This window comes from Bacteroides sp. AM07-18, from assembly GCF_003602695.1.
Classification (GTDB): Bacteria; Bacteroidota; Bacteroidia; order Bacteroidales; family Bacteroidaceae; genus Bacteroides; species Bacteroides uniformis.
In genome coordinates this window covers 1-14306 of record NZ_QTLM01000026.1, presented here as the reverse complement: position 1 = coordinate 14306, position 14306 = coordinate 1, and the positions used below count along the sequence as shown (strand labels likewise).

The 14306-nt window shown below is 44.9% G+C and carries 8 protein-coding genes and 1 pseudogene; 2 read left to right on the top strand and 7 right to left on the bottom strand.

The genetic code is table 11. From position 1 onward, the window contains the following. Nucleotides 1-73: 73 nt before the first annotated feature. The gene (istB, locus tag DW096_RS18765) at nt 74-850 is read right to left on the bottom strand and encodes an IS21-like element helper ATPase IstB (RefSeq protein WP_117867311.1); all 777 of its coding nucleotides are present in this window, start codon (nt 848-850) and stop codon (nt 74-76) included. A 21-nt stretch (nt 851-871) separates the two neighbouring features. Next, entirely contained in the window at nt 872-2485 is a 1614-nt protein-coding gene (gene istA, locus DW096_RS18760; RefSeq protein ID WP_016272705.1) for an IS21 family transposase, read from the bottom strand. A 177-nt stretch (nt 2486-2662) separates the two neighbouring features. Between istA and DW096_RS18755 the strand changes: the two genes are divergently transcribed. Then, nucleotides 2663-2836 carry a DUF1896 family protein gene (locus tag DW096_RS18755; RefSeq protein ID WP_233555738.1) on the top strand — a complete coding sequence of 58 codons (174 nt, stop codon included), beginning with the start codon at nt 2663-2665 and terminating at the stop codon, nt 2834-2836. Beyond that, nucleotides 2823-8705, top strand: a complete 5883-nt coding sequence (locus DW096_RS18750; protein ID WP_117867310.1) for an N-6 DNA methylase — start codon at nt 2823-2825, stop codon at nt 8703-8705. Before DW096_RS18755 ends, DW096_RS18750 begins: the two co-directional genes overlap by 14 nt. Before the next feature lie 128 nt (nt 8706-8833). Here the strand turns inward: DW096_RS18750 and DW096_RS19640 are convergent, their stop codons facing one another. The 5 genes and pseudogenes from DW096_RS19640 to DW096_RS19760 all read right to left on the bottom strand — a co-directional run. Further along, a complete protein-coding gene (locus tag DW096_RS19640; protein ID WP_233555737.1) occupies nt 8834-9484 on the bottom strand; it encodes a hypothetical protein in 651 nt (216 codons plus the stop codon). Beyond that, complete coding sequence (locus tag DW096_RS18740) at nt 9477-10166, bottom strand: hypothetical protein (protein ID WP_057282109.1); 690 nt, start codon at nt 10164-10166, stop codon at nt 9477-9479. The genes DW096_RS19640 and DW096_RS18740 overlap by 8 nt, the downstream gene beginning before the upstream one ends. Continuing rightward, nucleotides 10163-12730: a sensor histidine kinase gene (locus DW096_RS18735; RefSeq protein WP_233555736.1), complete on the bottom strand. Its 2568-nt coding sequence runs from the start codon at nt 12728-12730 to the stop codon at nt 10163-10165. Before DW096_RS18735 ends, DW096_RS18740 begins: the two co-directional genes overlap by 4 nt. After that, nucleotides 12708-13934 carry a DNA cytosine methyltransferase gene (locus DW096_RS18730; RefSeq protein WP_057282159.1) on the bottom strand — a complete coding sequence of 409 codons (1227 nt, stop codon included), beginning with the start codon at nt 13932-13934 and terminating at the stop codon, nt 12708-12710. Before DW096_RS18730 ends, DW096_RS18735 begins: the two co-directional genes overlap by 23 nt. Nucleotides 13935-13997: 63 nt before the next feature. After that, nucleotides 13998-14306, bottom strand: a pseudogene (locus DW096_RS19760) (hypothetical protein); the annotation flags it as partial.

Sequence of the window (14306 nt, the reverse complement as noted above, 5' to 3'; positions counted from 1 at the left end):
TGTAGCTAACACTTGAAAAGGGACCCGGGTAGCATTTGAAACGTGTACCACCCGATAGGTTTTGCAAAGTTAATTAAATTTGTTTATTTATCATATCTTGTGTTTCTTTCATTCTGTACGATTTTCCCGTCATGTTCAGTAGAATCGCCTTGTGCGTTAGCCTGTCTACCATTGCTGTAACTAGTACTTTGTCTGCAATAATCTCGTCCCATCTGTTGAATGCGAGATTTGTTGTAATGACGGTTGTTTTCTTGTCAGTTCTGAGTGACAGATGGTTGAACAACATCTCCGCTCCCGCCTTGTCACAAGAAACGTATCCGAACTCGTCGCAGATGACCATGTCGTATCGTTCGAACTTGTTCTCGAGTGCCCTTAGTGTTATTGCGTTCCGGCATTCCCTTATCTGCGTAAGCAGTCTGGGCACGGAAGTGAACAGTACGGAGTATCCCGCGTTACAGGCCGCAATCCCCAAGGCTGTAGCCAGATGGGTCTTTCCGGTACCGGGATTCCCGTATAGTATAAGGTTGCGCCCTTCCTTGATGAAATCAAGTGTCTCAAGGTTTGGCAAGGCCTTCCGCGCTTCTGGCGGAAGCGCGTCCGTGTCTATTTCGTTGAGGTATCGCAACTGTGGGAACGCGGCATTTTTGATGCGATGCCGACGCTGGTTCTCCGAGCGGTTTTCTTTTTCCTGACGCAGGAGTTCGGCCGTGAACATCCACAGGTTCCATCGTTCATCAAGTCCTTGCTGTATAAGCAGGTCGATGTCGCGTCGTACCAGAGGGAGTTTGAGGTCGAAGGCATACGCACGTATCCGTTCGCGTATGGAGTCTTGATTTTCGTTTTGTTCCATTGCTATGCAATTTTTATGTTGTTAGACGGTAACTTTGTTTACAGGTTGTTGTGTGGCGCCACATCCGATCATCGCCGAAAGTGTGTCCAATGTCTGTGAGGCCGATTCTTCAATGGCGGTCTGTTGTGGATCGGACGGGGTCAGGGTGGCCGCGTCTTGACGGACGTTTGCGGTTCCATTGCCGTCACTGGCCAGCATCTCGGCGCTCAATTGTTCGGAAGACAGGCGTTTGAGTCCCCGGGAGGACAGACGGTCTGCCGCAGCCAGTATGTCGGCATAAGTGCGCTGGTTGTCACGGGTAAACACGAGCAGTTCGACAAACGATCTGGGAGAATCCGTAAAATGTTTGCGAAACAGTGCCGCCACGTCCGGGTGTACCTGTCGCATGGCCGTGGATCGTCCCAACGCCGCAGGCTTGCGAAGGAACGTGCCCAGATAGTGCATCAGGTCGATACACCAGTCACCGAGACGCCGGGAGCGTACATGCGTGGCTACCTTGTCGCGACCGTCAAGCACGACAATACGCTCGGAATACATCTTTATGGGTACCTCCCGACCGACAAGCCGGTCAGGCACAGAGTAATGCACACCATCGACGGTAATGGTGGAATACTTCCCGACACGGGCATGCCGCTGCTCAAAGCAGCCCATGTCACCGTGGTCAAGCGGCCGCAAAGCCGCAATATCGGCCTGTACGCGCTCCTTCTTCTCTTGCGCAGACATGTTGGAAGCCTCCCCGTTGAGCCTGTCACAGACCTTGTCAAGATGACACTGCGCCTGCTCCAGCGAACCGAAACGGACATCATAGGCGAAAGCCCGCCGGCGGATATGTTCCACCGAACGCTCCACCTTACCTTTCTCCCATCCCGAACGCGGATTACAGAAATGAGGGGTGAAACAATAGTGGAGTTCCATGCGGCGCAGGGCATCGGTATGTTCGCGCTCCTGTCCAAGGAACTTCTTGACGGCCACCCGCATGTTATCGTAGGCCATTACTTGCGGCGTGCCCCCCAAAGCACGGAAGCAGTTGCGGTGTGCTTCCATCAGGGCCAACGTGTCCTCGCGGGAGAACAGGTATGCCCGCCGCAGGTTGCTATGGTTCATCGTGAACACGGCCATGTGCAGCTTCGTCTTGACACCGGCAATCCAAAGTGTCAGCACGCCCCAGTCAAACTCGCACCGGAACCCCGGTTCATACTCCTGGCGGATGAACGCCGCCGGGGACTTGGCTGGAGCGGACACCGCCACTTCCAATGCACGGACATACTGGCATACCGTCGAATAGGCAATCTCTATGCCTTGATCGCGCAACCGGCGCCACATGTCAATCTTGCGCATCTGCTGCTTGCGCAATCCGGCCGCGGCATTAGACCGGTTGCGGGCCATGAAGCCGTCTATCGCCTCCATCACCTGCTGGTTCATCACTCTGCGGACACGTTTGCTGCTGTCATAGCGCACCGGCTGCTGCAGGTACGTGTCCATTGCTTCCGCATCGGGGTTGTCACCGACCGCTTGTTCGAAAGCCCGGAGATACTTGCGTACAGTCTTGCGGCTCATGCCGTTACGACGGGCGATCTCACGGATGCTCAATCCGTCACGCCTATAGGCGAGAATTATGGAATCTCTTTCTTCCATGTGGTACATATTATGAACGCCATTGGTTTTTATGAATATACCAATTTTGTTCGGTTAAACATACCCATGGGTGGGGCACTTTTTAAATGTTGTTCCGGGTCCCTTTTCAAGTGTTAGCTACACTTTTCAAAGTACGATGTCATCGTCACCGTCTTTTGGAACGAGTTCAGTGATGTAGTGCCGCAGGGCAATGCCAAGACCCTTGCCTTGCAGCTCCTTCCGGTTTGTGAAGAAGTGTTTGCCAAATACCCCCTTTCCGATGATTTTCAGTTCGAGCCTGCTTTCGACAACCTCTATACGGAAATCACAGGTACCATCTTAATCTGGTTGGACGAGAATGGCATACAATAAGAAAGCGCACCTGAAAGACAATATCGAAGCAATCAAACTGGCATTTGCATTGGAGCGTGAAGGGCGCACCGCCACCCCCGAAGAACAGGCAGTCTTGCGTGCCTATTCCGGTTTCGGTGGGATCAAGGCAGTGCTCAATCCCGCTTCCAGCCTTGCCGACGTTGCCCGTTGGACAAAGAGCGACCGCGAGTTGTTCCCACTTGTTTCCCAGCTCCACAGCGTCATCCGCAGCCATTCAAAAGACGAAGCGGAATACAAGCGTTACTTTTCCAGTTTGAAAAACTCTGTCCTGACGGCGTTCTACACGCCACAGGACATTGTATCGGTTCTTGCTTCCGAATTGGGCAACTACGGAATTGCCCCGTCCCGTTTCCTCGACCCGTCGAGCGGAACCGGAGTATTTGTCGATGCTTTCCAACAACATTCCGCACAACAGCAGCTATCTGAACAACAGCTATCTGAACAGCAGTCATCTGAACAGCAACCCGCCGAACAGCAGTCCGTTGAACAGCAGCCCTCTCGCACCGGCTTATCCCCAACCGGATTACCCCGTCCCGAAGTAGTCTGCTTTGAAAAAGACCTTCTGACCGGCAAAAATCTCTCTCACCTTCACCCCGAAGCTAAAGTAGAAATTACCGGTTTCGAGGATAGCGGGCTTCGTTACCTGAACCGTTTCGACATCACCGCTTCCAACATTCCCTTTGGCGATGTGGCGGTTTTCGACCCCTCATTCACCAAAAGCAAGAGCCTTGTCCGTCAGCACGCCGCCAAGAGCCTGCACAACTATTTCTTTCTGAAGGGACTGGACAACATTCGCGAAGGGGGCATATTAGCTTTTATCACCTCGCAGGGCGTACTGGACTCCCCGGCGAATGAAAACATCCGCTACCAGCTCATGCAACATTCCCATTTGGTGTCCGCCATCCGTCTGCCCAACAACCTCTTTACAGACGGTGCAGGCACCGAAGTTGGCAGTGACCTGATTATCCTTCAGAAGAAATCCGATAAGACAGAGCCGCTTACCGATGACGAACATGCGTTCATCGCCTCCAGCCCGCGACCGGAGGGGTTCAGCACGAATGACTACATCTTCCGGAATATCCCCATCATCCATACCAAAGCCAGTGTAGATACCGACCCCTACGGGCATACCGCAATGGTTTACATCCACGAAGGTGGTTTGTCCGGTATCACTTCCCAGCTCCGGAGCTTGCTTCGCAACGACTTCTACCGCCGGTTGAACGTACCCCTCTATCAACAATTCCTCCCGTTGGAAGAACAGCAGAGCAGGGCACAGGTGCAGCATACCCAACCCACACAGCCAAGTGAAGCACCGGAACAAACCAAAGAAGTGGAACAAGCACCGGAGCAAGTTAAAGCACCGAAGCCTGCCCCAACCGAACCAAAGACCGTTTCACCCGAACCCAAAGCGACTTTGTTCAATTCTGGTACCGCTTCACCTGAATCGGCGGCGACTGCTGTATCAGCCTCTCCGGTAGTCGGCACACCCGAACCGAAAGAAGAAATCGAACTTTCCCTTTTCTCTCCCTCGGTATTGAGCCTGTACGACCTCTTTGAGTTCACAGCAGAAGAGCGTACCCAGATAACCCCGAAACGTGGCAAACGCCGTTCCGCATCCTCCGCCCGAAAACAGCCCGTACAAGGCAATCTTTTCGGCGAACCGGCTACCGGTACAGCCCAATCCACCGGCAAGAAGTCCAAAGGAAAGTCCATAGTGAACCCCACTGTCACTCCAACAGCCTCCGGTGTCCCCACCGGTGATAACAAAATCCCGTTGCGGACAGAAACCAAAATCGAAGACCAGGCAGCAACAGAAGCGGCAAGAATCGCCGCCGAAGAGGAACGCAAACAGCGGATGCAGCCCCGTCCATACCCCAACGAAATCCCGTCCCACTACAAAGACGGCTCATTGGTAGTTCTGGACAACAGTATCGGTTATATCCGCAACACCCAATTTGCCCCCATGTTCCACCCCCTCGAACTGCCCGACCGACAGTTCCGCAAACTCTCGCTCTATGTCGAAATCCGTGATACCTATCACGACCTCTACAACAGCGAAGCCTCCGAACGCAAAGAAAACACCGTCCGGCGCGACCGGCTCAACACGCTGTACGATGATTTCATCCGTCAGTTCGGCAACCTGAACAGCCCGAAGAACATAGACCTGATCCGTATGGACAACGACAACCGGACAATCCTCTCACTAGAACGCTACAAAGACGGTCAGGCACTCAAAGCCGACATCTTCGACCATCCCGTAGCCTTCAACAAGAACGAGCTGACCCATGTCGATACCTCCGAAGAAGCCCTTGCCGCATCCCTCAACAAATACGGCAATGTCAACCTCGAATACATGGCAAGGCTTACCGACAAGACCGAAGACACCCTGCTCGATGACCTCAAAGGCCGTGTATTCTTCAATCCGCTCATCAAAGGTTACGAGATAGCCGACAAATTCATAGCCGGTAACGTCATTTCCAAAGCCGAAATGATAGAGGACTACATCGCGAACCACCCCGGCAACGACCGTGCCTCACAGTCGCTCGATGCCCTGCGTGCCGCCTTTCCCGTACCCATCCCGTTTGAAGAACTCGACTTCAATTTCGGCGAACGCTGGATACCGATGGGCATCTACGAGAAATACGCCTCCCGTCTTTTCGATACCGATGTCAGGATCACCTACGCCGCCAGCCGCGACGAGTTCAGCGTCAACGCATCCGCCCGTGGCAACGTCCGCATCCGCGAACAATATTGCGTCAAGGCCGAGAGCCGCCGTTACGACGGACTCAACCTGATGAAGCACGCCATTCGGAACACCTCGCCCGACATCACCAAAAAAGTACAGGTAGGCGATGATGTAGTCAAAGTCCGCGACACCGAAGCCATCCAGCTTGCCAACAGCAAGATAGATGAAATCCGCAATGGATTCAGCGAATGGCTGAAAGAACAGTCCCCGGAGTTCAAACAGCGGCTCACCGACATGTACAACCGCAAGTTCAACAACTCCGTCAAGCCCAAGTACGACGGCTCCATGCAGTCCTTTCCTGACCTTGACCTCAAAGCGTTGGGCATCCCCGACCTCTACGCCAGTCAGAAAGACGCCGTCTGGATGACCAAAATCAACGGCGGTGGCATCATCGACCACGAAGTCGGCGGCGGCAAAACCCTGATTATGTGTGCAGCAGCCTACGAGATGAAGCGTTTGGGATTGGCGAACAAACCGATGATTATCGGTCTGAAAGCCAATATCCACGAGATAGCCCAGACCTTCAAGACCGCCTATCCCAACGCCCGCGTCCTCTATCCCGGCAAAGAAGATTTCACCCCTGAAAACCGTGTCCGCATCATGCGTGAGATGCAGAACAACGATTGGGATGCCATCATCCTCTCTCACGAGCAGTTCGGCATGATCCCCCAATCCTCGGAGATACAGAAACAAATCTTGCAGCAGGAACTGGACAGTGTGGAAGAGAACCTCGAAGTCCTCACCCAGCAGGGTGAAGACGTTTCCAATGGTATGCTCAAAGGCGTGGAAAAACGCAAGGCGAACCTCGAAGCCAAAATCAAGGCACTCACTTTCGACATCGAGAACCGCAAGGACGATGTCGTGGACTTCAAGCTCATGGGCATCGACCACCTGCTCGTGGACGAATCGCACAAATTTAAAAATTTGATGTTCACCACCCGCCACGACCGCGTAGCCGGTCTGGGCAACAGCGAAGGCAGCCAGCGTGCCCTGAACATGCTTTTCGCCCTCCGCACCATTCAGGAGCGTACCGGCAAGGATTTGGGAGCCACCTTCCTGTCCGGCACCACCATCTCCAACAGCCTGACCGAGTTATATTTGCTTTTTAAATACCTCCGTCCCAAGGAACTGGAACGTCAGGGCATCAACACCTTCGACGCATGGGCGGCGGTCTTTGCCAAAAAGTCCATCGACTACGAGTTCTCCGTCACCAACGAAATCATCCAGAAGGAGCGGTTCCGTTACTTTATCAAAGTCCCGGAGCTTGCCGCCATGTACAACGAAATCACCGATTTCCGTACCGCCGAAGACATCGGCATCGACCGCCCCCGGAAGAACGAGATATTGCACAATATCCCGCCCACGCCCGACCAGCAGGACTTTATCCAGCGATTGGTAGCATTTGCCAAGTCCGGCAACGCCACCGTCCTCGGACGTCCCCCGTTAAGCCGTCGGGAAGAAAAAGCCAAGATGCTCATTGCCACCAACTATGCCCGCAAGATGTCCCTCGACATGCGCCTTATCGACGAGGACAAATACGACGACCACATAGATAACAAAGCCACCCATTGCGCCGCCCTGATAAACCAATATTATCAGAAATATGACGAGCACAAAGGCACCCAGTTCGTCTTTTCGGACTTGGGCACCTACAAACCCGGTCAGTGGAACACATACAGCGAAATCAAGCGCAAATTGGTGGACGACTATGGCATCCCGGCAGACCAAGTACGCTTCATTCAGGAAGCCAAGACCGAAAAGTCCCGCAAAGCCATGATCGCAGCTATGAACAAAGGCAAAATCCGCGTCCTCTTCGGCTCCACCGAAATGTTGGGTACCGGAGTCAACGCCCAACGCAGGTGTGTCGCCATCCACCAGCTCGACATTCCCTGGACGCCCAAAGATTTGGAGCAACGCAACGGCCGTGGCGTAAGAAAAGGCAACGAGATAGCCAAACTCTTTGCCGACAACAAAGTCGATATAATCAACTACGCCGTCGAGAAATCCCTCGACAGCTACAAATTCAACCTGCTTCACAACAAGCAGTTGTTCATCACCCAGCTCAAAAAAGGCACGATGGGTGCCCGTACCATCGACGAGGGCAGCATGGACGAGCAAGGCGGCATGAACTTCTCCGAGTACGTCGCCATCCTCTCCGGCAACACCGACCTGCTCGACAAAGCCAAGCTGGAGAAGCAAATAGCCTCCCTCGAAAGCGAGCGCAAATCCTTCCACCGTGGCAAATCCTCCGCCGAAGCCAAACTGGAAAACATCATGCAGACCGTCACCAAGAACGGCGACCTGATCGCCCGTATCACAACGGACTTGAACCACTTTCGGCAGCGCGCCCAGCGTGACAACCAAGGCAACCCCCTCAATCTTATCGAACTGGACGGTGTCAAAGGCAACGACCCCAAACTCATCGCCAAAAAGCTCGCCGAGATAGAGGACAAATCCCGTACCCACGGCACATCCCAGCCCATCGGCAAGCTCTACGACTTCGACCTTTTAGTAAAGACCGAAGCCAGCATGAAAGACGGCTTCGACTTCATCGAAAACCGCTTCTTCGTCCGTGGCGAAGGCAACATCCTGTACAACTTCAACGGTGGCAGGCTGGCAAAAGACCCCAACATTGCCGCCCAGATGTTCCTCCGCACCTTCGAAACCGTTCCCCCTCTTCTGGAGAAATACCAAAAAGAAGTGGAACAGATTTCCAAGGACATCCCCATCCTTCAGGAAGTAGTCAAAGAAACGTGGAAAAAGGAAGACCAGCTCAAACAGCTCAAATCCGACCTTGCCGCCCTCGACCGCAAGATCCAACTCCCCCTCAAACCCGTCAAACAGAATGAAGACAGCAACAGCAAAGACGAGAGCCAAACCGAAAATAAAGGTCATGGCACCCCTTATGACCACCAGATGCCCGACTTCATAAAGAATGCGTCAGCACCCAAACATGCTGTTCCGCCGCCCTCCATCAGCATCAAAGCTGCCCTAAATCGCACCCCCATTGCCGACATAGGAGCCATCCCCAACAAGGATGCCCCCAATGCTCCCCAATCCGAGCAAGAAAGTTTTAAATCCAAACCCAAGCTAAAGTTATAGTTACGATAGTTGGCGCTCTAAAACAAAACCACTCTGTCAACTTCTAAACTGAAGTGACGGAGTGGTTTTATAATTCCCTATTTCAACTTTACATTAAGAAAAGTTTGCAAAAAATAAGATAATCACTTCTATCGGCGATATTCAATCTCGCTTTTCCAAGAATATAATAAATCTGCCATTAGTCTATAGTTTTGAATCTCCTTGTTTACTAACAAGTCTGCTATTCGTTTATTTATATATAATTTTATCTTGTTGTAAAATATCAATAACGAATCACAACCACAGCAATCTATTGTATGAAGAATAATATCGACGATATATTTCTTATAGAGTTCAATATCTGTTTCGTCAATTCCACACATATAATGAATATCCCCCAAATCTCTTTCTGATATTATTTCTAAATAATCAGTGGGTATATCTCCAAAACCTATATATGATTGCGCTTTACCACTTAAATACTCGCTAGAACGACATGACAAGAAAAAACAATTATGATTTTGAAATAGGCTTAAATCATCCGCAGAAAATAATACTTTTTTCTTGTTCTCTTCAGGTGTTCCATATAAACAATAGCTGGCTCCATGCCCCAAAAAAACAATAAAACTTGGTTGTTCTAAGTTCGATAGGTCATCTTTCATTTTATTTACACTATTTGTGTCATTAGTATCAAAACGATAATCTATAAAATTAGATTCTTTCTGTAACCTTTCAAAAATAGGTAATAAAAATTCTGTAGTTTTATCTATAGGATATATACAAACTATTTTATTATTCATCTTCTGAATTAATCTCTATTAAGTAAGCTATCGCTTGCTCTAGTAATTCTTCTTGAAACTCTCTCCCTTGTGGCGTCTGTTTTTCTATTTCATTTGCAATGTCTTCCAATTTCTTTCCTACAAATGGCTTATAGCAAGACTTAAATTCCATATCTGAATGTTCTCTAATTTTCTGCAATAACAGAGCCGATATTTGGATTCTTTTATCTTTTAGTAATTTTCTTATAGTAGCAGGATAATCTGTCCTTTCTACATAATCAACGATATTATACTTCATTAATTTTCTAATGCCCTTTATTAATTCCTCTGCATTCTTAGTTTTATATTCACCTAATACAGATTGAATCACTTCTTCCAATTTACCGGAATATAATAATACAGGAACACCAGTCCTTATTTTTCGTATAACCTCTATTACTTGAATACCATTTATTTTTTCATCGGACAAATCAAAATCTGTTGCAATAATATCAACAGATTTGCCATTCATTGCATCCTCTATTTTTGCTTTTAATTTGTCCATATCAATATTGTTCTCATCATCCAATACTTCAGGATCTGTTGTGTTGATAAGAATACCGTCAACGTAATAACCCTCCTTTTTTAAAGGAACTACTACATCAGAATCAAAAACTCTTTGTTGATCCTTGTCATCTATTATTATACATAGTTTATCGCTCATCTAAATGTTAATCTAAAAGTTGCACCACGTTCATAATGTAATCCATTGCCAAGAAACACTATGTCACCTTTCAATTCACGCCTCATTGTCTCTTTTATAGTATTTAATCCTATACCTGATCCTCCTCTCTTATTTGTTATCCCAAGTTCGAAAATAACATCAGGAGAAAACTTTTCTAAATCAACCCCAAGCCCATTGTCTGAAAAATCTACTATTAACTGATTATGCTCCTTTGCAAAATCAATATGAATTTTAGAAGCTCCTGCTTTTACTGAATTATTTATCAAATTATCAAGTATAACAGATAAATCCAATAAAGGTATTTTTTTTATAACTACATCTGTAAAATCAATATGAAAAGTTATTTCTTCCAATGTAGACTTATAGTTAGGTAAATATTCCTGTATGTATTCAGCGATATCTACTTTCGTGTGTTCTTTTAGGATAGCAATATCTGCTTTTGTTAAGAGTTTGCTTAACTTATTTATTCGTTCTACATGAAAAAATATGTAATCCAAATCTTCACGTATCTTTTGTGATTGAGAAATCGATTCTAATTCCCTGCTTATATTTTTTGCAGCAGCAGATAATTCATTGGAGGATATCTTTATTGTATGTAATATGTCTTCAGCCTCCTTTGTGATATTTCGTGTAGAAACAAGATATTTGTTTTTAGATTTTTCAACATCTCTTTCTATTTCAATCCGCTTTTTGTCTTCTTCGGCTTTTTTTCTCTTTTCTTCTTCTTCAATTTTCTGTTGTTCAGCTTCCTTACGTTTTATTTCTTCTTCTCTACGTCTAAGTTCTGCCTCTTTTGCCTGTAACTGGGCTATTTTTTTCTGCTCTTCTTCTTCCTTTCGACGTCGTTCTGCCTCTTTCTTGGCAATTTCAGCAAGTCTTGCTTTTTCTTCTGCCTCAATGCGTTTCCGTTCTGCTTCAATTGCCTTTTGTTCAGCTAATTCGTTTGCTTTTTGAAGCTCTAATATTCTCCGTTTTGCTTCGTCTATATTGAATAACAAATCACTATCATTCATGTCAATAGCAATTTTCTCTAAATCAGCAATGAATTGTGGTTTAATTTCTTCAGACACTTGTGGATTTGAAAGAATATTCGCTAATTCTTTATTATAATAAAGAACTTCAACATTATTATCTTTGGTCAAAGTCTTTATTAACTGAATGAAATCGATCTTACTGCCAATACTGGAAGAGAATACATAATCAGGAGATTCATCCATTTTATCAGCTTCTAGTAATTTTCGTCTCTCTTCATTTGCTTCCATTTCATCATGGAAGTAATCTCTTCTTAAAAAAGCTTCTCCCCATAATACTCCTGTTACATATCTTTCTAACCTACGATGCGCTATTTTAAATAACTCAAATAGTTGTTTTGAAACATCAGTTTCTATCAGTCCTCCATCTCTACTTGAAACTTCTTTCAAATCTTCAACGTTATCTGTTATTATATCAACACGACCGAATAAGTCTCTTGAACCCAAAAAACGTCTATTACCTTGTTGTGCCCTATAATCAAGACTCCAACTATCATCACTAGGAGCCCCAAATGGCATAATTCGAAAACCATTCCTAAATAAAAATATTGAACCATAATTGACAGGTTCAACCCCCATCAATTTTGTAAAATTAACTTTTGCTGATCTGTTGAGATAATACAAACTGATCCGAACATCTTTTAACTCAGAAAAATGAATGTTGTTTTCAGAAATCTTATATATGTCAACGCCTCTATCTGCAATTTTTGTATAAATTCGACTACCGCTAAGTTTTATATCAATTAAAGTTGTTTTAATATTTAAAATACTAGATATGCTGTTTGTCAGGATTCCATTAACGATATCCCTATCATGTTTATTATTTGATCTTTCTTCTTTGTCTTTTTCTAACTCTCTTTCGCATATAATTTCAATTTCAAAATCGTTAGCTTCTGATAACGGATTAATTAATTTTTCTAGAGATCGTTTTAACTCTAGAATTTTTTTTCTACTCCAGATTGATTTCTTATCCAATGAAGAAATCTCTAATACAGTGCCTGTCGTTCCATTATTAGGAAACAGTATACCTGTTTCTTTTTGAGCATATTCAACATCAATTTGAGCAAATTCAGTTTTTTGATCCTGCTCGAATCGCCCCCAGTCTACATAAATTTGCTCAATATGGGAAGAAAGAGATGATTTTGTAGAAAGCAATAGTTTTTTACCTAATCGATCGCATGAAAAACGACCAATGCCTTTAGCACCAGCATAATGCCTCTTAATGTTATCCCTATATGATGCATTTTTAATATCACGATCTTCACTACCATCTTTTTTTGCAGAGAATCCTAGAAAAAGCCATTTATCACGTACATCATTAAAGGTCATCCCCTTACCATTATCTGCAATAATAATTTTATCTTCTTCAAAAGTTATTTCCACCTTTGTCGCATATGCATCATAGGAATTTTTTACTAATTCAAATATTGCAACATTATCATTAGTAATAAGGTCTTTGCCTATAAGATCTTTTAAAGCCGAACTTATTTTAAATCGCATCTGTTCCATCATTCAATATTTCAATAAGTACTCGACCTGCTAATTCTGCAAACAATGGCGGTATTGCATTACCTATTTGGGTATAACGTGGCACTTCCTTTTTTCGCATATCTCCACCTGTAGTATATTTCATTTTAAATTGATACCAATCTGGAAAAGATTGGATTCTAGCATACTCTCTAACTGTTAAAATTCTTGGTTCTGCATAATGGACATAATCATCAGGATGACTTGTTAATGTTGGCGAAACATCATTCATATTTAATAAGGTAAGTCCTCTCTTTTTTATATGCCATTGCTCCCTTTCTTTATTTGTAATTCTTTTACCCTTAGTCGGATAATATGCAATTAAATTAGTAAATACTTTTTGGGTGAAACTATTATGATGAGCGAAACTATGACTATCAGGAATACTCTTGCTATCAATATTATTTCGCATCATTCGCTGATAATTTGAATTGATATCACCATAAACCCCTGAATTGAATCCTTTTCTATCAGGTGTTGGGATTTCTCCATTCTTTTGGAACAAATCAGATATAGCATCTTGAAGAGAAACAAAACTTTCTATTCCTTTATTTTTCAAATAGTCCGTCTTAAGTTCTTCTAAAAGAGTTTCAAAATTTTCAGCGTTTCCTCCCATTATTCCAACTAAAATAAAACGCTTGCGTCTTTGAGGAACTCCATATTTTGAAAAGTCAATAATATGTGGTTTAACATTATACCCTAACTCTTTAAGTTCATTAATTACAACTTCAGAATATGGAATAGCATCCTTATTCGTCTTTTTATTAAAAGCAAAAGTAAAACCTTTTACATTTTCGAACAATATCATTTTAGGTTTCACTAATTTAATAAATTGAATATAGGAAAAGACTAATTGATTTCTAGTGTCATTTTCTACTCTTTTGCCTGCCATTGAAAATCCTTGACATGGCGGTCCACCTGCAACAAGATCAATAGTTCCTTGAAGTCTTTTTAACTCCTCTTGATAATTATCCAAAACTTCATTTATGTCATGATTAGAAATACTTAACCAAGATGGCCAATCAAAGTGTTTTCTATTTTCTATTAAGTTATATTTCAATGTTTCAAATGCAAAAGGGCTCTTTTCTATAGCAAAGACACCTTTCCAACCAGAAAGGTGCAATCCTAGAGAAAGCCCACCACAGCCGGCAAACAAATCTATATATTTTCTTGGTTTCAATTCACCCATTATAATCATAATTTCTTGTAATACGCAAAATTAGCAAATTAATTATTAGATGCAAAATATTAATCAACCTAAAACATAGAGATATTTGAAATTCATATCATCTTTCTTTATTGGGGTTCTTTGTAATCCTACTCCAGTACATATCTTCGCTATTAGTATCTGTTTCTTCACAGTCTTTTTTAGCAGCATATTATCATCCTTCGTACATTCTTCCGTCTTATCTTTCCCTACATTTCCCCGTCGAAATACCGCCGTATAAACTCATGCAAGTCCTTCTCCCTATAATACGTCTTATGCAGGATCGTGTGATACTTCAACCCATTATCCCTATTGTAGCTAACACTTGAAAAGGGACCCGGAACAACATTTAAA